The sequence below is a fragment of the Marinobacter psychrophilus genome, from assembly GCF_001043175.1.
Lineage (GTDB): Bacteria > Pseudomonadota > Gammaproteobacteria > Pseudomonadales > Oleiphilaceae > Marinobacter > Marinobacter psychrophilus.
In genome coordinates this window covers 1,584,098-1,605,150 of the sequence record NZ_CP011494.1, presented here as the reverse complement: position 1 = coordinate 1,605,150, position 21,053 = coordinate 1,584,098, and the positions used below count along the sequence as shown (strand labels likewise).

The following is a 21,053-nucleotide window of genomic DNA, read 5'->3' as shown; positions in this document are numbered from 1 at the left end:
TTACTGATCGGTTTCGAGATAAATTGAAACCGTCATGCCGGCGCTAAGATTGAGATCTGGCGGCAAGGAGTCCAGAGCGATATCCACCGGTATGCGCTGGGCCAAGCGTACCCAGTTCACCGCCTGCTGCACCTGTGGCAACAACTGGCTGTTACTGCTAACGCTGGTGTCGGCAATGCCTTGGGCAATACTGGTGACCTTGCCTTGCATTTCACCGCCACTCATCAGTGTTACCCGGGCATTTTGGCCAACGTGAATTTTCTGCAGCTTGGTTTCTTCAAAGTAACCGGTCACGTAAAACGAGCTTTTCTGCACCAGAGACACCACCGACTGGCCCTGGTTCACGTAGTTGCCTTCGTTCAGGATGAGATTGCTGACGGTGCCGGTTTCAGGCGCCGTTACCCGAGTGCGTTGAAGGTCAATACGAGCCGTTGCCAGCTGAGCCTGAGCCAACTCGTAACTGGCTTTGGCAGACTCGGTTTGAATGCGGTAGGTTTCCAGATTCTCGCCACTAATAGTCTGGCGGCCATTCAAGCCTTCGTGGCGCTGATACTGATGCTGGGCCAACTCCCAAGCACTGAGTTTTTGCGCCAGGTAAGCGCCAGCTTCGGCAATTTTTGCCTGATAGCGGGATTCATCAATCACAAACAGCAAGTCACCTTTGTTAACCGGTTGGTTGTTGCTTACTTCAAGGCGAGTTACCCAGCCGGATACGTCGGGCGCTACGGTAATGACATCTGCGCGAATACGGCCATCGCGGGTCCAGGGCGAATGCAAATAGTGATTCCATATCCAGTTGCCGGCCAATATGGCCGCAACAACCACCAGCAAAGTAACCCCAACACGCAATAATTTTCCCATGAGCCGGCTTCAGTCTCCCATCCAGTAAATAGTCAGCGCCAGATAACACACAAAAATGCCCACATCGAACCAGGCATCTTTCCAGATATAGCGCCGCCAGTGCAGCCGATGCAGCACCCAGCGAGTGACCATGGTCATCAAAAATGCCAATGGCCCCAGCACAACCAAAGGGCTGAACAGCATTCCGCCCAAACTCAGCTCATGAAACATGCGTGTTTATATCACCCGGTTATTGCGCAGTCTGTGTGTATTGCCAGCAAAGAATGTATTGGACAACTATCGGGTACAAAAACCAATAGCCATTTGCCAGTACATTCGCAGCTAATTCGACTCGGCGCTTATATACGGGTATTGCCAGTGACAAATCACCGGCCGCCAAGCTTGCGTCGATTAAGCCCCAGCCAACCTAGTAGCAGGAATTTGGCGACGATTCAGGATTGATGTCACCAGCCACTTCTTCCGGGTCTATACCGTGATGAGCCAGCACTTCACGCACAAAATTGACCTGCGCCAGCACCCGCTCGGCATCGTCACCGTAATCGTAGCGGTTTACTTCTACCGGCTGTGGCATAAAGGTAAAAGCGGTTTTCAGTGCGGTCAATGTATCGTCGTCTATCATCAGCAGGTACCGGTTAACGTGAATGACTTTCGAAACCGACTATCGGCGAGGACGCACCCAACGTCAATCATTGCCGGCCTCCGTTTAGCATGACTGACCGCACACCTTAGAGCTTAATAAGTGTCGTTCTCGCTGTACACGGCCACCGACAAGTCACCGTTGTTTGCCTCTGTCACCACAAAGGTGATCGGCTTACAGCACACCTGACAATCTTCGATGTATGACTGCTGCGCGTCTTCGGGGTTAATCAACACCTCAACAGATTCACCACAGTAGGGGCATTCAATTATGGTTTCGGTCAATTCGTTCATAAAGCCTCTTTATTCAGCATGCGCCCTGGGGCACGTAGATATAGCCCTGTTCCGTGCAGCCGAATACCCGTTCACTGTTCCCAGCCTGGTACAAAGCCGCAATATACAGGCAAACAATCGCATCCAATACGTCTTCGTTGTGCTTCAGACCTGCACCACGCAAAGACTGAATACGCTGCGGATCCAAATAGGGTAAAAATAATGGGCCTATGATCAACGTCATTCTTTCGGACTGCGCCAGGCTAAGCAGTAAACGTGCAAGCCGGGCCTGGCCCTGGCGCTTATCCGCTACCTGGCCTTTTTTATAAAACAGCCGCTCAGGAAGCTGAAATATTTCGATCAATGCAGGGTGGGGATAACACTCCAGCTGCCACTTTTGACCGGGTGCAGCTACATGGCCGAAGCCGGCTGCGTGCAAATGGTCTCCTAGCAACACGCCGTTGGAAGCGGGAAACAGCGTCAGATTACACGCGTGGCAGGATGCCTTTCGCGCACCATAAGCCACCGCGACACCGCGCTCACAGGGCCGCTGTCCGCTCTGGTTACGAATGATGAGTGGGCCGTCTATCGCCACGCCGTGAAGACTGTCGATAGAGTCCAGGGCACTGGCAACGGCATCAAAACCGTGAAGGTTTTCAAACACGCCAGTCACGGCTATAGCGCCATCGGCAACGTTCCCTACCGCAATAGCCGTAGGGTTGCGATTGCCCTGCCAGGCAAGGTCGACACCTGCAATCACTGCCATAAAATTTCCTTTCCAGTTTGCGTTTTACGCTAAGACTACCACTGTAAACGAAGACCCCGTCATTCGAATTCTTAATCCTGACGGTTGAAATCCGGACCTGTTCGGAATACTGTATATTTAAACAGTACTTTGAGATTTAGCCATGAATGAACTTCTATCCGCTCTGAAGCAAAGCGCACGTATCTGGCAGGGCCATCAGCCTGCGCACACTCGTCAACCGGCAGAATCTACTGGTTACCAAGCACTGGATAACCAGCTAGGTGGGCTGGGCTGGCCGCGGGGGGCACTCAGTGAATGCTTGCTGGACACACCCGGTATTGGCGAGCTGCATTTACTGCTGCCACTGATGCAGCGCCTGACACACAGCGGAAAAACCGTATTCTGGCTGAACCCGCCGCACATTCCCTATGCCCCGGCGCTGGTGCGTGAAGGTGTTAACCTTGACCAAGTGGTGATCATTCACACAAAAAACAGCGGCGATTTTTTATGGACCTTGGAAAACTGCCTGCGTTCACCGGTCACAGGGCTGGTTATGGCCTGGCCCGGCAAGCTGGCGTTACGCGACGTGCGGCGCTTGCAACTGGCCGCTGAAGCCGGCAGCAACGTGTGCGTATTGTTTCGTGAACGCTGCCATGCCGCGCAAAATTCGCCTGCGGCTCTGCGCCTTAAGTTGCAGCCAGACGCTAATCAATGCCTGCACGTGCAAATACTCAAACGTCGCGGCAGCTGGCCGGGCCAGCACTGTGAACTGCCGTTGCCACAGCGAGCTGGCCTGGCTACAGCCGAAACCAGCCGCGTGGTTAAGGGCCCCTGGCCCAAGTCGGCCCGGTAACCCTTTATGCTGTGGTTACACCTGCATTTTCCTCAATTATTGCTGGACCATATACGCCGGTCCCGAAAACAGGACGCTGCGTTGGTGATTGTTGACGCCTCTGGTCAAAAGGTGCTCCAGGCCTGTACACAGGCCAGCAGCCAAGGCGTGCAGCCGGGTATGCGGCTGAAAACCGCCCTTAGTCTGGTGGCAGGTCTGACGATGGTTCGTACCGATCCGCAGCAAGAAGCCCGGGTGCTGCAAGATCAGGCTCGCTGGCTATACCGCTGTGCCGCACACGTTACCCTGGTGCCGCCAGATGGCCTGCTGGCTGAAATCGGCAGCCTGCAAAAACTGTACGGCGGTTTACCGGCGGTGTGGGAAACCGTGGAGCAAGGCCTGAATGAACGCCACCTAACGGCCTGGCTGGGCATTGGCCTCACCCCACTGGCGGCACGCCTGATTGCCCGCACCGGCAAAGGTGAATGCAGCGCCGACCGGGGCCACATGCTTCGCCTGCTGGAACAGTTACCGCTGGCAGAGGCAGAATTTGATACTCAGGCCTGCTCCCGCTTGCAGCGATTGGGCCTGAACACACTGGGCAACCTATTCGCCCTGCCCGCAGCCGAATTGGCGCGGCGGTTGGGCCCAAAAATTCTGGCTCATAGCCAAAAAATACAAGGTACAAGGCCAGACCCACAAATGCCTTGGCAGCCTCCGCACCGATTTCGCCAGCAAGCGGATTTTGTCGAAGACATCGAACATTCCCAAGGGCTGCTATTTCCACTGCAACGCATATTGAGCGAGCTGGAAGAAGACCTGTGCTGGCGCCAGCAAGAAACCGACAGTCTGAATGTGTTGTTGTGCTATCGCTACACAGAACCCACCCACCTGCACATACGCACATCAAGCCCGGAGCATCGGGCGGAGGCTTTTCTGGATTTGATTCGCCTACGCTTTGAACAACAGCCTTTGCAAGCTCCGGTGGTGTCACTGGTATTGCTGGTAAAACGCTTTATTGGGCGTGAAGCCGCCAGCGGACAGGATTTGTTGGGCGAAACCCAAGATATGAACGAAGCCTGGCACACGCTGATCAGCCGCCTGCAGGCCCGGCTGGGCGACGGCGCGTTGCAACAGCTGGCGCCACACGCTGATCACCGCCCTGAACAGGCCTGGGCCAGTGCCGATGTACAACGCAAACAGCGCAAAGCCAGCACCGCAGAGAACCCGTTACCTTGCCGCCCGCTGTGGCTAATGCATAAACCTCAGCCGTTACACACTAAGCCGCAGGCCTGGTTTTCCGGCCCGGAACGCATCAGTGGCGGCTGGTGGGATGGCCAAAGGATACAGCGGGATTATTACATCGCCCAATTACCCAGCGGCCAGTTGGCTTGGGTATTTCGGGATGCTAGTCAAGCCTGGCACATACACGGGTGGTTTGGCTGATGCAGTCTGAAAGCTGTAAAAGTGATGAAAATCACGAGAACCCTGAAAGCTACGCCGAGCTGCACTGCTTCAGCAACTTCAGTTTTCTGACCGGCGCCTCGCATCCCCATGAACTGGCAGAACAAGCCGCAGGTCTGGGTTATAGCGCCCTCGCCATTACCGATGCCTGCTCGGTGGCTGGCATTCCCCGCGCCTGGGCGGCGCTTAAAAACAGCCCTGTGAAACTCATTACCGGCAGCTGGTTTGAATTGAGCGACGCACCACCCGGGGCCTGCACCCCGCACTTTATACTTCTGGCCCGAACCCGCAAAGGCTATGGTCAACTGTGCCAGCTGATCACCAGCGCCCGACGGCGAGCAGAAAAGGGCCAGTACCAGCTGTATTACCGAGACCTGGAAGTACATTCTCTGGACGATTGCCTGTGCTTATGGTTACCGCCAACATTGGCCAGCGCCAACAGCCAGCAAGCGCTAGCGGCGGGTGAATGGCTGCTACGATTGTTTGACCGACGGCTGTGGCTAGCGGCCTCTCGCACTCTGGAATCCGGTGAAGAACAACAGCTGGCCCGCATTCGCTGGCTGGCCACAGAGCTACACTGCCCCATTACGGCCAGTGGTGACGTGCATATGCATTGCCGCAAGCGGCAGCCTCTGCAGGATGTACTCACCGCCCTGCGCAACCACACCAATCTGGAGAACGCCGGCCATTGTCTGTTTCAAAACGGTGAGCGTTACCTGCGCCCCATTGCGGTGTTACAGCGCCTGTTCCCCGCCGCCTGGCTGCGGCAGACGCAAGTAATCGCCCAGCAATGTACGTTTGAACCCGGCAGTCTGCGCTATGAATACCCGCCCGATCTGGTGCCAAGTGGCACCAACGCCGCCGGTTATCTGCTGAAGCTGACCCGCGAAGGCGAACGCCGGCGCTACCCGGAGGGTACGCCGCTGCAGGTTCAGGCACTGATTCACAAAGAGCTGGGGCTGATTTCGGAGATGCAGTACGAGCACTATTTCCTGACCATTGAGGACATAGTCGCATTTGCCCGCGGCCGCGGCATTCTGTGCCAGGGCCGTGGTTCAGCGGCTAACTCTGCGGTGTGTTATTGCCTGGGCATTACCGAAGTAGACCCGGCAAAAGTCGACCTGCTGTTTGAGCGTTTTATTTCCAAAGACCGCAACGAGCCACCGGATATCGACGTCGACTTCGAACACCAGCGGCGCGAAGAAGTGATTCAATACATTTACCAGCGCTACAGCCGCGACCGCGCGGCCATCGCCGCCACTGTTGTCCGATACCGCCCGCGCAGCACTATCCGCGACGTGGGCAAAGTCTTGGGGTTCGACCCAATTCTGGTAGAACAATTGCTAGACGGCATCGACTGGCGCGACAAAGCCACACCCTGGCGCCAGCAGATACTCGACAAAAATTTAACCCGCAATCCAAACGTCGCTGACCAGTTTTTTTCCTTGGTAAATACCCTGTTGGGCTTTCCACGCCACCTGTCGCAGCATGTGGGCGGTTTTGTCATCAGCGCCGGCCCTCTGGCGGAATTGGTGCCCATAGAAAACGCCGCCATGGCCGACCGCACGGTGATTCAGTGGGACAAAAACGATCTGGAAAGCCTGGGGTTAATGAAGGTAGATGTGCTGGCGTTGGGCATACTCACCGCCATTCGCAAAGCCCTGGAGATGATCAGCGCCCAGTTAGGGCGTGCTTTTCATATGCAAGACATTCCCCAAGAAGACCCGGACACTTACGCCATGCTGCAAACGGGCGACAGCGTGGGCGTATTTCAGGTGGAATCCCGGGCCCAGATCAACATGCTGCCACGGCTGAAACCCGCCACCTATTACGATCTGGTGGTACAGGTAGCCATTGTGCGCCCGGGGCCGATTCAAGGCGATATGGTGCACCCTTACCTGAAGCGCAGGCATGGTTTAGAACCTGTAAATTACCCCAACCAGGCCATACAGCGCGTGCTGGAACGGACTCTGGGTGTACCCATATTTCAGGAGCAGGTGATCAGGCTGGCCATGGTCGCCGCTGGTTTCAGCGGTGGCGAAGCCGACCAGTTGCGCCGTGCCATGGCGGCGTGGAAATCCCACGGCGACCTGACTCCATTTCGCGATAAATTGCTGAGCGGCATGAAAGAACGTGGACACACCGACGATTTCGCCGAACGCTTGTACCAGCAAATCTGCGGTTTTGGCGGCTACGGCTTCCCCGAATCCCACGCCGCCAGCTTTGCCTTATTGGTGTATGTATCCGCTTGGATAAAGCGTCACTACCCGGCTGCGTTTTATTGCGCTTTGCTCAACAGCCAGCCCATGGGGTTTTATTCGGCGTCTCAACTGGTGCAAGACGCTCACCGCCACGGCGTGGACATACAACCACTGGATGTAAACCACAGCCAGTGGGACCACACGCTCCAATCTCAAGCGCCACGATCTCAACCCCTGCAAACCCAAACCAATAATCCTCTATCGCTGCGCCTGGGGCTGAGCCAAATCCGCGGTCTATCACAGCAAGCTGGCACGTCCATTTCCGCCAAAAGGCCAGAAACCGGCTACACGTCTTCCAGCCACCTACGGCAGCTGACCGGTCTGAACCAGCGCGATATGGAACTGCTGGCCGGTGCCAACGCCATGCCCGGTTTTACCAGCAACCGCCACCAGGCCTACTGGCAGTTGCTGGGCCACGAACAACCGGCTGAGTTATTTATCGGCGAAGACAATAGTGCACCCGAACCGACCTGCGAACATCTACCAACACCTAATGAGGGCCAGAATATAGTGGCAGATTACAGCAGCCAAGGCCTGACCCTTCAGCGCCACCCCCTGGCACTGCTGCGGGAACAGGGCCACCTGCGTTTCTGCCTGAGCGCCAGCGAACTCAACACCATAGAACCTGGCCGCCCGGTACAGGTAGCCGGCTTGGTAACCGGCCGCCAACGCCCCGGCACCGCCTCGGGTGTCACTTTCGTTACCCTGGAAGACGAAACCGGCAACATCAACGTGGTGGTCTGGCTGGCCACCGCCCGCCAACAGCGAAAGCCCCTACTCACCGCGAGGCTGCTGCACGTAAAAGGCGTTCTGGAACGGGAGGGCGATATTGTGCACATCATGGCCGGCAAACTGTCTGACCTTAGCCACCTGATTAAAGCTCTTCCGGTGAGTTCGCGGAATTTTCACTAAAAACTCAAATAATAAAGGATGCGCTTGGTCCTCACATCTCACCAAATACGGCTGCCAATCGTTGAGTCAGCAATCGCAATCCCTGGCCCTTGTGACTGACTTTCCACGCCAGATAATGCCCGAAAGTGGAGTGCTCATATAACGCAAGCTCTACAAGCTCGCCACTATTGAGTTGGTTTTCAATGCGCTGCCGCGGTAGATGGCCTACGCCTATTCCTGCCACTATCGCCTCGACTTTCTGATCTATGTTTTGCACGTAGAAATGTTTGCCGTCGCTGCCTAAACCTGCGCTTCGAGTGATGTCAACGACAGACGTATCATGCGTAATAACCCTCCGGACTTCCGCTAAGCGCCCCTGCAAAGCTTCAGCATTAGCCGCTATGTTTGCCAGCTCATGGTGATAGGCCACGACTGGCACCAGGTCGGCATGGGCCAAGGGTAATGCTCGATACCCTTTTTGCAACGGGACTGGCCCAGGTGACCCAACAATCAAATCTACCCAGCCTTGCTCAAGAGCTTCCCACCCGCCATTCAGCACCGACTCACAGACATCGATTTCAACCGTGGAGTGCGCCTTGAGAAATTCGCCCAAAACGCTGAAAAAGGCCGGATAGGATTGATGACACTCTACAGCGATGTTAATGCGCGGCTCCCAGCCCGTGGCCACTTCTTTTGCCTTGTTCGCCAGTCGCGCGGTAGCTTGAAGTATTTCCCTGCCCTCGACCAATATCAGTCGCCCGGCTGACGTTAGCACCGAACGGCGCCCCTGACGCTGGAATAGAGCAATACCTAGCTGATCCTCCAGCTTCTGTACCGCATAGGAAACCGCCGACGTCGCTTTGTTCAGCTCTTCAGCCGCTTTCGCGAAACTTCCACGCCGATCTATGGCATCCAGTGTTTCCAGAACCTCAATTGAAATTGGGTTCTTTGCCATTATGCCTCCAAAATAAATGTTCTAGTATTTAGAACGTTTTAAACAAATATTAGCTCTTATTAGAAATTTCACAACCCTTACAATGGTTCCATCACCTACACAAACCAGCAATTTTAAATTTGGAGAAATAACATGAAAGCACTCATTAGCAAGTTAACCGCCACCAATACTGGCTTGGACACCCTCCCCCTTCGCCTCGGCGCAGGCCTCATATTTACCGCCCACGGCGCGCAAAAATTATTTGGCTGGTATGGCGGCTATGGTTTGGAAGGCACAGCTGGCTGGATGGCATCCATCGGACTTGAACCAGGCATGCTTATGGCAGCAATGGCCGGTAGTGCAGAATTCTTTGGGGGCTTGTTGCTGGTTACAGGTTTAATGGTTCGTCCAGCCGCTTTAATACTGGCGCTCACAATGCTCGTCGCGATCGTCATTGTTCACCTGGAAAATGGGCTGTTTATGTCGAATAACGGTTACGAATTTGGCTTGGCATTGCTGGCGATCAGTGTCGCCCTGGTGTTCAGAGGCGCTGGCAGCCTAAGTGCGGACCGTTTACTGCAAAGGCAACTGACTCAGTAAACGATACACCCATTAATCAGCATGACCGGAGCCATCACATGACCGTATTACATATTAATAGCAGTGTACGATTCAGCAATTCAAATACTCGCATTATTGGGCAATACCTTTTGGACGCATTAGGGGAACCGACCATTAGCCGTGACCTGGCGCAACACCCTCTGCCGCCAATTAATGCCGAGGATCTGGTGGACCTTCACAGTTCATCCAATAGTGATCGGGCCAGTTTACAGGCTCAATTTATCTTGTCAGATCAATTGATTGACGAGTTGAAAAACGCCGATACCCTGGTGCTGGCTGCGCCGATATACAACTTCGGAATTCCGGCCACATTGAAGCAATGGATCGATAGCATTTGTCGTGCTGGTGTTAGCTTTAAGTACACCGAACAGGGGCCAGTTGGCTTACTCGGTGTAAAGCGGGCATTCATTATTACCGCCTCTGGAGGCACCCCTGTCGGTAGCGATATCGATTTCGCCAGCCGCTATCTGGAGCATATTTGCAAATTCATTGGTGTTAGTGAGGTATTTCATATTGATGCCAGCGGGTCCAAAAGAACGCCAGACCAAGTAATCGCGCAGGGCAAACAACAAGTTGACGCTTTAATGTCGACCTATTCAGCCAATGAATCTAAAGGAGCCACATAATGGGTCTGTTACAAAAGGGTCAATGGGTTGACCAGTGGTATGACACCGGCAACAGCGGTGGTGAGTTTCGCCGTCAGGATAGTCGCTTCAGAAGTTGGCTGACACCCGATGGCAACGCCGGCCCAAACGGGGAGCCCGGCTTCAAAGCAGAGAAAGGCCGCTACCATTTGTATGTGTCACTGGCCTGCCCTTGGGCACACCGCGCACTGATTTTTCGCCGAATAAAGCAATTGCAGAATTATATTGATGTCACCGTGGTCGACCCGGTGATGCTTAAAAATGGATGGGAAATGAAGGACCCTCTTTACGGTCTGGACTTTCTGTATCAATTGTATTTAAAGGCGGATTCCAGCTATGAGGGCCGCGTTACAGTGCCGGTCTTGTGGGACAAGCAAACACAGACCATTGTCAGCAACGAGTCCTCAGAGATTATCCGTATGTTCAATACGGCATTTAATGCTTTAACGGGCAACACCATAGATTACTACCCTGATACGTTACACGAGCGGATCAATGCCCTGAATGAGCGTGTCTACGACACCATCAACAACGGCGTCTATCGCGCCGGTTTCGCCACCACCCAAGAGGCCTATGAAAACGCATACCATAGCCTGTTCAATTCGTTGGACTGGGTCGAGGGTTTGTTAGCCCGGCAGCGTTATCTGGGGGGCGGCCAGTTGACGGAAGCCGATTGGCGTTTGTTTACCACCTTGATTCGTTTCGATGCCGTGTATTTTGGTCACTTTAAAACCAACCGTCAGTTACTGGCCGATTATCCAGCCATCAGTGGTTATGTGCGCGAGCTATACCAGATACCTGGGGTGTCTGACACCGTCAGCTTTGAGCATATCAAGACCCATTATTATGCGAGCCATGTGATGATTAACCCCACGGGAATTATCCCCGTGGGTCCAGCGCAAGATTTTACCGCCGCCCATGGCCGGGAAGGGATTGGAGAAAACTCATGAGAGAATTACTTCAAGTTATAACAGCCCGCCCTGCCCAAGATGGTGACGGGGTCAAAATTCATCGACTTGCGGGTCAGCGCCTGCATCAGGCACTGAATCCTTTTTTGATGATTGATGAAATCAACTCCGACGATGCTACCGACTATATTGGCGGCTTTCCTGAACACCCCCACCGCGGTTTTGAAACCATTACTTATATGAAAGCCGGGCGCATGCGCCACCGCGACCACATGGGCAATGAGGGCGTTATCAGCGCCGGTGATGTGCAATGGATGACAGCGGGCGCAGGCGTGCTTCACTCGGAAATGCCTGAGCAGGAGCACGGCCTGTTGCACGGCTTTCAAATTTGGCTGAATTTGCCCGGCGCTGAAAAAATGAAGCCCGCGGCTTATCAGGAAATTGCTAGCGCGGATGTTTCCGAGCAGTCGCTATCTAACGGCGGGATGGCTCGCGTTATCGCAGGTTCCGTAACAATCAATCGACAATTGCAGCAAGGCCCGCTGCCAGAGATTTCAACCCAGCCTATTTTTGTCGATGTGCACCTGGCTGGCAATGAAACCGTTGAATTGTCTTTCAATGCCGATAACCCTGCGCTGGTGTATGTCTATCAAGGTGCGACAGATTCGATTGACGCACGGCAACTGGGCATTTACACCAAAGGCAACACTTTGCAACTGCATGCCGGCGCCTCAGGCGCAGGCATGTTAGTACTCAGCGGCTGCCCTATCGAAGAGCCCGTGGTGCAATACGGACCTTTTGTGATGAACACGCCCGAGGAAATCGAACGGGCATTGAAGGATTTTGGCAACCCGCAATTTCTAAACCGGTTAACGTCTGGTAGAAAGTCCAATCAGTAAAAAGGCGAGGAATAAGAAGGGCGCTCGCAAGCCGGTACAGCTTCTGCATGGCGCCATTCCTCAAATATTGCGCTGTTTTTCTAGGAAAGCATTATCCCCTTTTATCGACAAGAGCCACTCATTCCAAATTTTTATAAGTTTCTGTCTTTCTGCTGCGGGCATTTCTTTCGAAAAATCAGTTTTTTAACCAACTTCTTTTCTAATCCGAGACGAACACTTTTAAATTGATCATTCGGTTTAAACCGATTTAAAGCAGGCTGGATAACAGGCTTGTTATCTGCATACAAGTCGACTCTATTTTCCCTGATCATGAGGAAAGTCCGGTTAGCCACATCATCAGATTCACAAACTGGCGAGGGTTTGTCGCCCTTATTCAGTGCGTTGCACGCACTGAATTTCAAGTATCTATACCATCTCCGGCGGTTTACGGGATTCAACGGTTTGCACCAACGTGGAAAGTCCGCGCACCTCAATGGAGCATTTAATTCATTTGTCTTTATCATTGAATTATTTAATTCAAGGTTCTATTCTTGCTTACAAGACGACTGCTTCAACGACTAGGCGGTCTTCTGGATTGATTGATTATCTGACTGATTGATAGGAGAGCAAGACATGAACTTAAAAGTACTTTTGAGCATAACCGTGGCAACCGCTTTCTCTGCTTCTACTTGGGCCGCTGACTGGACCGTCGGTGCCAATGCCGGCAACGTGCCCTGGGAATTCCAGGACGCGACGGGCGAGATCGTCGGCTTCGAAGTCGATTTGGTGAATGAGGTCGCTAAGCGCGCCGATAAGACAGTCGAGTTCGTCAACATTCCCTTCAATGGTTTGTTCAGTGCCGTACAATCCAAGCGTGCGGACATCGCGATCTCATCCATCACTATCACCCCCAAACGCCTGGAGTCAGTGGGCTTCGCACAGCCTTACTACGACAGTGACCAGTCCCTCGCCACGCTAAGTGATTCGAAAATAAAAGGCGTTGAGGACATGTTGGGTAAGGTCGTTGGGGTGGATACTGGCTCTACGGGTGATATGTGGGTAGGCGCTCATCAAGCTGAATACAAGTTCAGCAGCGTGTCACGTTATGAAGGGCTCTCGCCCGCCATGCTTGACTTGGCTTCGGGCCGGCTAGACGGCTACATCAGTGATATCCCGGCGGTACTTTATTACATAAGGGACAAGCCGCAGTATAAAGTTGTGGCACGGATTGCAACAGGCGAGAAGTATTCGTTGATGCACGCCAAAGACTGGGAATCGGCAGCACTCGTCAACGACATCATCACTGCAATGAAAAAAGAAGGCGTGATCGCCGACCTACACAAAAAGTGGTTTGGTGCTGAAGCTGACCCAGACTCGAGCACTGTGAAAGTAGTCGACGTTCTGAAGTAATCACCCCGCCCTGATCCTCCACGTCGCCGTTAGCCAAGAGGAAACGCAATGGAGTTGCTACAGACTTTCTTCAACTGGGGTGTGTTTGTAGACGCATTACCGATGATGCTGCGCGGCCTCGAGGTGACGGTGATGTTGGGCATTGTGAGCATTGTGCTTGGCCTTATTGGCGGCTTACTGCTTGCAATGCTGCGGTTGTATGCCTATGCGCCGATTCGCTTGCTATCGAGGGCTTTCATTGACGTTTTGCGCTCGATCCCATTGCTGGTATTACTGGTATTGATTTACTACGCGCTACCGTTCGTTGGCATTCGCCTATCGTCTTTTGCGGCGGCGGTGGCGGCGTTGTCGCTGGTATCAAGTGCTTACTCCGCAGAAATATTTCGCTCTGGAATAGAGGCTATTCCGCGCGGGCAGTTCGAAGCAGCGGCGTCGCAAGGCATGAGTTTTTTCAACACCATGCGCGATGTCATCCTGCCGCAGGCCATGCGAATCGTTATGCCGCCGATGACCAGCAACTGCATCAACGTAATGAAAGACACGGCGCTGGCATCGGTAGTAGCCATGCCCGATCTGCTCAAACAAGCAACCCAAGCTCAGGCGCTGTCCGCCAACCCGACGCCACTCGTAGGCGCTGCAGTTATGTATCTGTTGCTGTTGCTTCCGTTCGTACATTTGGTCGGCTGGATTGAACGACGCAATGGCTCCGGAAGTAAAAAAACATGAGCAACGTTATTGAAATTGAGCACATGTCGAAATTCTATGGTGCGTTCCAAGCACTCGACGACATCAACCTGACCGTCAGTCAAGGAGAGGTCGTAGTTATCATCGGGCCATCGGGGTCAGGCAAATCCACCCTGATCCGCTGCATCAATATGTTGGAGCAATACCAGCAGGGTGATATCCGAGTTGGTGATCAACGAGTAGAAACCGGCGATAAACTGGCGAGCATTCGCTGCGAAGTCGGCATGGTTTTTCAGAACTTCAACCTCTACCCTCACCTCAGCGTGCTGACCAATATTGCATTGGCACCAATACGGGTGCGTGGCATGGCCCGTCGTGACGCCAACGAACGTGCGCACTTACTCCTAGAAAAGGTGGGCATGGGAGGCCATGCCCAGAAGTATCCCAGTCAGTTGTCTGGCGGCCAGCAACAGCGCGTAGCGATTGCCCGGACCATGGCCATGGAACCACGGGTAATCCTGTTTGATGAGCCGACGTCGGCGCTGGACCCAGAAATGGTCGGTGAGGTTTTAGACGTTATGCAGAGCCTCGTCCGCTCGGGGGTAACCATGGTCGTGGTGACTCACGAAATGGGTTTTGCCCGCAAGGTTGCTGATCGGGTGGTCTTCATGGAGAACGGCCGAATCATCGAACAAAATAATCCACACGATTTTTTTACGGCTCCGCAAGAGCCGAGAACTCACGCCTTTTTGCAGGCTGTCCTGCATCACTGATCACGATTGGAGTGCCACCTCATGAGTACCTTGGAGATCGATTACGTTCGCCGCCAATTCCCTGCACTTGGCAGCGGCTTTACTTACCTGGACAACGCCGGCGGCTCTGCCGTGTTGCGTCCAGTTGCTGAACGCGTCAGCGATTACCTGCTCAACAGCGCGGTTCAGCTCGGCGCCTCCTACAGCGAGTCAGCAGCAGCTGGTGCCCGCGTTATACAGGCTCGGGAGTCTGTGGCACAGTTGATTAACGCGCGCTATCCAGAAGAATGCGTGATGGGCAGTTCAACCACCGCTTTACTTCAAATCCTCTGTCGGGCAATCGCATCATCGATCCACCGCGGTGACGAGATCATCGTCACCAACTGCGATCATGAAGCCAACATTGGACCCTGGACACGTTTGTGTGAAGAACGCGGCGCTACGCTCAAGGTATGGGCCGTCAATCCACAAAGTATGGACTTGAACCTGAGCGACCTTGATGCCCTACTCGGCCCGAAAACCCGGTATGTGGCCATGACCCATGCCTCGAATATTTTGGGCAGTATCAATCCAGTAGCCGAGGTCGCACGCAAGGTCCACGCTGTGGGGGCGAAATTGTGCGTTGATGCCGTCGCCTATGCACCTCACAGACTGGTCGACGTGCAAACCAGTGGCGCCGATTACTACGTCTTCAGTTTTTACAAAACCTTCGGCCCACACTTCGCCGTGATGTGGGGCAAACTCGAAGCACTACTGGAACTGCCGAGCCTGAATCATTTTTTCGTTGGTCAAGACGCCATTCCATACAAACTACAACCGGGCAACCTCAACTACGAGTTGTCGTTCGGCTGCATCGGCATCAGCGACTACCTGATCGACATCGGCCAGCGTCTTGGTGCCAGCGGTAGTTCTCGCCAGATTATGCAGTCAGCCTTCGACGCCTTCGAAGCACATGAAGACCTTTTGGCCGAAATTCTTCTGGGTTTTTTGCGACAAACTCCCGGAGTGCGCATCATCGGCAAATCGCGAGTAACCCTCGGCGATCGCGTGCCGACCATCAGTTTTGTGGTCGAAGGCGTCCAGTCCGAGGCCATTGTGAGGTGTATCGATAAGCATCGCATAGGCATCCGTTTTGGTGACTTCTACGCCCGTCGCTTGATCGAACAGTTGGGACTCATGCATTATGGCGGTGTCGTTCGTGTGTCCATTGCCCACTATAACAGCGTGGATGAACTGAATCGTTTAGTCGAGCACTTGGCTCAGACTATCGCCTATCTACGCCCGCACTGATTTTTCGAGCGACCCTATGCCTGTACCTCAAACCCTCTCCGAGTTGCGTTCGGTCGTTGTCGAAGATCAGGACCGCCTGACCACACGTCAACGAGATGCTGCTTACTATCTGATTGAGCACCCTCATGCAATGGCGCTCAACACTCTGGCGGCAATGGCCAAGCAGTCGGGGATTCCATCCTCAGCTTTTATTCGTTTAGCGCAGGCGTTAGGTTTTACCGGCTTCAGTGCGTTACAGAAGCTGTTCAAACAACCCTTACAGCAGGCCGGTAAGACCAGTTTTAAAGAACGCATCCGTCACTATCAGGGCGAACAATTGCTGGATGATCCGACAGACGTAGGCGCGATGCTGGCGGCATTCAGTCGCGCAAATATCGTTTCACTGGAGCACTTAGCCGAAGGGCAGCAGGTCGAAGCGCTGGAAAAGTCGATTGCCTTATTGCAGGAGGCACGAACTATTTTTGTGGTCGGCATGCGTCGATCGTTTCCCATGGCGGCGTATCTTAGCTATGCATTAAGCCGTGTCGGACGCAGCGCTGTTCATATCAGTGGTCTGGGTGGCAGCTTGCGCGAGCAGGTCAGCGCGTTGCATAGCGACGATGTTTTAATAGCCGTTAGCTTCCCGCCTTATGCGCAGGAAACGGTGGGTGCCTATGAGCAGGTCGTAACAATCGGCGCGCCGATTATTGCGATCACCGATAGCATCATCAGCCCTATAGGTCCAAAAGCCTCGGTGTTGATTGAGGTCAACGATGCTGAACTGCTGGGCTTTCGTTCGTTGACTGCTGCCTTCTGTATTGCACAGACCCTGGCGATGGGACTGGCCTTTCGTGATGGACAAACGCTCAACGGCCTGGATTACGACGCGTTAAACAATATTGACAGTTGAGCTTGGCTCGATAGTTAGAACGTTACTGACTACTAGGAGATTGGCTCTATGAATCTACCCCTTCGCGATCTCGTCGGTTACGGACGACAACGCCCGCAGGGCGCTTGGCCAAATGGCGCGCGGCTAGCGATCAATTTCGTCATCAACTACGAAGAGGGTTCGGAACGATCGCTAGCGATGGGCGACTCTGATCAAGAAAGTATGACCGAATGGGGGAGCTACCAATTTCCTGAGGGTGTGCGCAACCTAGCAATGGAATCAATGTACGAATATGGTGCGCGCGTCGGTATCTGGAGGATCCTCGACATTTTGCAGCAGGCTAATGTACCAGCAACCTTCCACGCCTGCGCCGTCGCCTTCGAGCAGAACCCGGATGTTGCCAAAGCAGCTGTTGAGTTGGGTCATGAAATTTGCAGTCATGGTTATCGCTGGGAAGAAGTGTTTAGGTTGACCGAAGCCGAAGAGCGCGAACACATTCGCCTGGCGGTAGAGTCTTTCCAGCGCACCTGCGGTAAGCGACCGGTCGGCTGGTATTGCCGTTACGGTGCCAGCGTGCACACTCGTCGCCTTGTGGCTGAGGAAGGAGGATTTCTGTATGACTCCGATGCCTATAACGACGATGTTCCGTACTTCGTTAATGTTGAGGGTCGGCAACATCTCGTTGTGCCCTACACCAGTGATGTGAACGATTTTCGCTACTGGAACTCGCCGGGGTTATCTCAGGCGTCAGACTTCCTGGAGTACATGAAGGAGAGCTTCGATGTGTTGTATGACGAATCCTCTGAAGGCCTGCGCATGATGTCCATTGGACTCCACCCACGGATGGTCGGGCGACCGGGACGAGTTAGATCAATCAAGCGATTTATTGAATATGCACAAAGGCACGAAGGCATATGGTTTACCACCCGCGAAGAAATTGCTAAGGCTTGGCTGGACCGGAGCTGAAGGGTCTGGAGCTCTCGTTTTTCAGACAGTTTTGACTTGCGCTAACCTGATGGACGCTGTCTATACAAGCCCGCTTATTCATAGAGACGTTAGTTAATATCAAAAGATATACCTCATCTGGGCCGAAGCACTTTTGGACGCATCCTCCCTGTCGAAATCAGTGTGCAGGTTCGGATTCTATCAATAATTTAAAGAGATCAGCCATGCAGCCTTTCGATCTGATCATTCGTAACGCAAACGTCGTCACGGCGTCGGACTCCTTTCCATGTGATATCGGGGTACGTGATGGCCGGATCGCAACGCTGGCACTGGCACTGGAGTTGAAGAGCGCACGGCATGAGATTGATGCAGCCGGTCGAACGGTCACACCGGGTGGCATCGACAGTCATGTGCATCTCGATCAGGCTACCGGCGACGGCTCGATTATGGCCGATGATTTTGAAAGTGGTACTCGCTCTGCAGCATGCGGTGGAAGCACCACGGTGATCCCGTTTGCCTGCCAGCTAAAGGGTCAAAGCCTTCGCGCTGCGGTAGACGATTATCAGCGTCGCGCCTACGAAAAGGCGCTGATAGACTTCGCTATTCATCTTATTATTACGGATCCCACGGAAGACGTTTTGTACCGTGAACTTCCGGAGCTGATTGCTGAGGGCTATACCTCGTTCAAAATCTACATGACCTACGACGCACTTAAGCTCGACGATCGACAGATACTGGAAACGCTCTCCGTAGCACGGGCAGAAGGTGCGATGGTGATGCTGCATGCTGAGAGCAGTGACTGCATTGCCTGGTTGACTGAACGCCTGCTGGCAGCCGGCCATAAAGCACCGCGATATCACGCCAGTTCACGACCGATGCTGGTCGAGCGTGAGGCGACTCATCGCGCCATCGCCATGGCCGAACTTGTAGATGTGCCAATACTGATCGTGCATGTGTCGGGCCGCGAAGCTATGGAGCAGATCCGCTGGGCCCAAAGTCAAGGCTTGAAGGTATATGCCGAGACCTGCCCACAGTATCTGTTCCTGACCGCAGACTCGCTGGGGAGTGATAACAGTTTCGACGGCGCCAAGTGCATCTGCAGCCCGCCGCCGCGCGACGCTGCCAATCAGCAAGTAATCTGGAATGGTCTGGAAAACGGTTTGTTTGAGGTTTTTTCCTCCGATCACGCGCCATTTCGCTTCGATGGCCCTGACGGCAAGAAGGCCCATGGCGAAGATGTTTCTTTCGACAAGATAGCCAATGGCATTCCCGGTGTTGAAACCCGCATGGCGTTGCTTTGGTCCGAAGGCGTGCGAGGCGGACGCATCACTCCGCAACAATTCGTTGCCCTGACGTCCACCAATGCCGCCAAGATTTACGGACTGTATCCGCGCAAAGGTAGCATCGCGATTGGCGCTGATGCCGACCTTGTGATCTGGGATGAAGGTCGGGCGGTGCATATAAGCAACGAGATGCTCCACCATAATGTTGACTATACGCCTTACGCGGGTATGCAACTGAGCGCTTGGCCCGCTATAACGTTGTCGCGTGGAGAAGTGGTGTGGGATGGCGAGCCACGCGGCGCGGTCGGGCGCGGCCAATTCCTGCCGTGCGATAGTCCGGCTCCTGCGCAGGTGCGCCGCCGCAAGACCGAATTGCCACTTTGAATGCGGTTCGCAAGCGATCGCCCCATCGAGAAGCCTGTAGTGAAAGTCAGTGACTCGAGTCAATACCGACTCGTACCTCCAAGTGAACCGCCAAAAACGAAAAACCCCGCCGGGCTTAGGCCGGGCGGGGTTTTCGGAACAGCAACAGAACGATCAGCTAAGCAACTTGATCATTACGCCAGCTGCAACCGCCGAACCGATAACACCGGCCACATTCGGGCCCATGGCGTGCATCAGCAGGAAGTTTTGCGGGTTGGCTTCCAGGCCCACCTTGTTGGATACCCGCGCTGCCATCGGCACCGCCGATACGCCAGCGGAACCAATCAATGGGTTGATGGGATCCTTGGTGAACTTGTTCATCAACTTCGCCATCAACACGCCTGCGGCTGTGCCCACACCGAAGGCAACAATACCCAGTGCCAGAATACCCAGAGTCTGGCCATCCAGAAATTTTTCAGCCATCAGCTTGGAGCCAACGGATAGGCCCAGAAAAATGGTCACAATGTTGATTAACGCGTTCTGTGCCGTGTCGCTCAAACGCTCCACAACACCACATTCGCGCATCAGGTTACCAAAACAAAACATACCCAGCAGCGGAGCTGCATCCGGCAAGAACAGAACCACCGCAATCAACACAACCAGCGGGAACACGATTTTCTCGCGCTTGCTCACCGGGCGCAGCTGGGACATCTTGATCGCACGTTCTTTTTTCGTGGTCAGCGCCTTCATAATGGGCGGCTGAATCAGCGGAACCAGTGCCATATAAGCGTAGGCCGAAACCGCAATCGCACCCAACAGGTGCGGAGCCAGTACGCTAGACACGTAGATAGACGTTGGGCCATCGGCACCGCCGATGATACCAATCGCCGCCGCTTCCAGAATGGTGAAGTCCAGAATGCCCATCCAGTCCAGCAGTGCCGCACCCAGAACCGTACCGAAAATACCGAACTGCGCTGCCGCACCCAGCAATAGAGTTTTCGGGTTGGCCAGCAACGGACCAAAATCGGTCATTGCACCCACGCCCATGAAAATCAGCAGAGGCCCAACGGTACTGCCGATAATCACCAGGTAGAAGTTGTGCAACATGCCGTTGCCATAACCGAAGTCAGAGGCCAGGTTATTGGCCATAGCCACTTCTGCCGAGCTACCGGTGTGGTAAGCCGATTTAAACGCACCCAGTACGTCTGGCGTTATCGCCTGACCTACCTGGTAGGCCACATCCAAAGCACCAGCCAACGCGGCTAGCACTTCCGGTTTGGCCACATGTATGGCATTTTCCGCCGCCGACAGGGCCAACCCTGCCTCTGGAATGTTCGCCAGAATGCCGCCAAAACCAATCGGCACTAGCAGCAGTGGCTCGAAGCCCTTACGGATCGCAAGGTACAGAAGACCCAGGCAAACCACGATCATGATCGCTTGCCCGATTTCGATGTTAAACAGGCCACTGCCTGTCCATAACGTCATTAATTTATCCATGGAATGCTGGCCC

At 54.0% G+C, this 21,053-nt stretch carries 21 protein-coding genes; 14 read left to right on the top strand and 7 right to left on the bottom strand.

What is annotated here, in order from left to right; genetic code table 11:
* From ABA45_RS07140 to ABA45_RS07120, 5 genes are all read right to left on the bottom strand, one after another.
* Complete coding sequence (locus tag ABA45_RS07140) at positions 1–861, bottom strand: efflux RND transporter periplasmic adaptor subunit (RefSeq protein ID WP_048384934.1); 861 nt, start codon at positions 859–861, stop codon at positions 1–3.
* 9 nt (positions 862–870) lie between these two features.
* On the bottom strand, positions 871–1,071 hold the full coding sequence (locus ABA45_RS07135; RefSeq protein ID WP_048384932.1) for a DUF1656 domain-containing protein: 201 nt from the start codon (positions 1,069–1,071) through the stop codon (positions 871–873).
* A 196-nt stretch (positions 1,072–1,267) separates the two neighbouring features.
* On the bottom strand, positions 1,268–1,480 hold the full coding sequence (locus ABA45_RS07130; protein ID WP_048384930.1) for a hypothetical protein: 213 nt from the start codon (positions 1,478–1,480) through the stop codon (positions 1,268–1,270).
* Positions 1,481–1,593: 113 nt separating this feature from the next.
* Positions 1,594–1,791, bottom strand: a complete 198-nt coding sequence (locus tag ABA45_RS07125) for a CPXCG motif-containing cysteine-rich protein (protein ID WP_048384928.1) — start codon at positions 1,789–1,791, stop codon at positions 1,594–1,596.
* Between the two features lie 13 nt (positions 1,792–1,804).
* The gene (locus ABA45_RS07120; protein ID WP_048384926.1) at positions 1,805–2,536 is read right to left on the bottom strand and encodes a DUF429 domain-containing protein; all 732 of its coding nucleotides are present in this window, start codon (positions 2,534–2,536) and stop codon (positions 1,805–1,807) included.
* Between the two features lie 142 nt (positions 2,537–2,678).
* Here ABA45_RS07120 and imuA point away from each other — a divergent pair, with 142 nt between their 5' ends.
* The 3 genes from imuA to ABA45_RS07105 are packed head-to-tail and all read left to right on the top strand — an operon-like array spanning position 2,679 to position 7,984.
* Positions 2,679–3,368, top strand: coding sequence for a translesion DNA synthesis-associated protein ImuA (gene imuA / locus ABA45_RS07115; RefSeq protein WP_048384925.1), 690 nt, complete (start codon positions 2,679–2,681; stop codon positions 3,366–3,368).
* A 6-nt stretch (positions 3,369–3,374) separates the two neighbouring features.
* Positions 3,375–4,793 carry a Y-family DNA polymerase gene (locus ABA45_RS07110; RefSeq protein ID WP_048384923.1) on the top strand — a complete coding sequence of 473 codons (1,419 nt, stop codon included), beginning with the start codon at positions 3,375–3,377 and terminating at the stop codon, positions 4,791–4,793.
* Positions 4,793–7,984: an error-prone DNA polymerase gene (locus tag ABA45_RS07105; RefSeq protein WP_048388772.1), complete on the top strand. Its 3,192-nt coding sequence runs from the start codon at positions 4,793–4,795 to the stop codon at positions 7,982–7,984. Before ABA45_RS07110 ends, ABA45_RS07105 begins: the two co-directional genes overlap by 1 nt.
* Before the next feature lie 31 nt (positions 7,985–8,015).
* Here ABA45_RS07105 and ABA45_RS07100 read toward each other — a convergent pair whose 3' ends face one another.
* The gene (locus tag ABA45_RS07100; protein WP_048384921.1) at positions 8,016–8,918 is read right to left on the bottom strand and encodes a LysR family transcriptional regulator; all 903 of its coding nucleotides are present in this window, start codon (positions 8,916–8,918) and stop codon (positions 8,016–8,018) included.
* 132 nt (positions 8,919–9,050) lie between these two features.
* On the opposite strand from ABA45_RS07100, the gene ABA45_RS07095 reads away from it, so the two are divergent.
* The 11 genes from ABA45_RS07095 (at position 9,051) to hydA (ending at position 19,564) form a co-directional block, all read left to right on the top strand.
* Positions 9,051–9,497 (top strand): DoxX family protein, encoded by a 447-nt coding sequence (locus ABA45_RS07095; RefSeq protein ID WP_048384920.1) that lies wholly within the window; start codon positions 9,051–9,053, stop codon positions 9,495–9,497.
* Positions 9,498–9,535: 38 nt separating this feature from the next.
* Positions 9,536–10,144: an FMN-dependent NADH-azoreductase gene (locus ABA45_RS07090; RefSeq protein ID WP_048384918.1), complete on the top strand. Its 609-nt coding sequence runs from the start codon at positions 9,536–9,538 to the stop codon at positions 10,142–10,144.
* A complete protein-coding gene (locus ABA45_RS07085) occupies positions 10,144–11,112 on the top strand; it encodes a glutathione S-transferase family protein (protein ID WP_048384916.1) in 969 nt (322 codons plus the stop codon). The genes ABA45_RS07090 and ABA45_RS07085 overlap by 1 nt, the downstream gene beginning before the upstream one ends.
* Complete coding sequence (locus ABA45_RS07080; RefSeq protein WP_048384914.1) at positions 11,109–11,969, top strand: pirin family protein; 861 nt, start codon at positions 11,109–11,111, stop codon at positions 11,967–11,969. Before ABA45_RS07085 ends, ABA45_RS07080 begins: the two co-directional genes overlap by 4 nt.
* A gap of 612 nt (positions 11,970–12,581) precedes the next feature.
* On the top strand, positions 12,582–13,358 hold the full coding sequence (locus ABA45_RS07070; RefSeq protein ID WP_048384912.1) for a transporter substrate-binding domain-containing protein: 777 nt from the start codon (positions 12,582–12,584) through the stop codon (positions 13,356–13,358).
* Positions 13,359–13,406: 48 nt separating this feature from the next.
* Positions 13,407–14,084, top strand: a complete 678-nt coding sequence (locus ABA45_RS07065) for an amino acid ABC transporter permease (protein ID WP_048384910.1) — start codon at positions 13,407–13,409, stop codon at positions 14,082–14,084.
* A complete protein-coding gene (locus tag ABA45_RS07060) occupies positions 14,081–14,815 on the top strand; it encodes an amino acid ABC transporter ATP-binding protein (RefSeq protein WP_048384908.1) in 735 nt (244 codons plus the stop codon). Before ABA45_RS07065 ends, ABA45_RS07060 begins: the two co-directional genes overlap by 4 nt.
* Positions 14,816–14,836: 21 nt before the next feature.
* Positions 14,837–16,084 carry a cysteine desulfurase-like protein gene (locus ABA45_RS07055; protein WP_048384906.1) on the top strand — a complete coding sequence of 416 codons (1,248 nt, stop codon included), beginning with the start codon at positions 14,837–14,839 and terminating at the stop codon, positions 16,082–16,084.
* A gap of 16 nt (positions 16,085–16,100) precedes the next feature.
* Positions 16,101–16,973, top strand: a complete 873-nt coding sequence (locus tag ABA45_RS07050; protein WP_048384904.1) for a MurR/RpiR family transcriptional regulator — start codon at positions 16,101–16,103, stop codon at positions 16,971–16,973.
* Positions 16,974–17,021: 48 nt separating this feature from the next.
* The gene (locus ABA45_RS07045) at positions 17,022–17,918 is read left to right on the top strand and encodes an allantoinase PuuE (protein ID WP_014871180.1); all 897 of its coding nucleotides are present in this window, start codon (positions 17,022–17,024) and stop codon (positions 17,916–17,918) included.
* 203 nt (positions 17,919–18,121) lie between these two features.
* Positions 18,122–19,564 carry a dihydropyrimidinase gene (gene hydA / locus ABA45_RS07040; protein ID WP_048384903.1) on the top strand — a complete coding sequence of 481 codons (1,443 nt, stop codon included), beginning with the start codon at positions 18,122–18,124 and terminating at the stop codon, positions 19,562–19,564.
* Between the two features lie 153 nt (positions 19,565–19,717).
* Here hydA and ABA45_RS07035 read toward each other — a convergent pair whose 3' ends face one another.
* Entirely contained in the window at positions 19,718–21,040 is a 1,323-nt protein-coding gene (locus ABA45_RS07035; protein WP_048384902.1) for a sodium ion-translocating decarboxylase subunit beta, read from the bottom strand.
* Positions 21,041–21,053 lie beyond the last annotated feature (13 nt).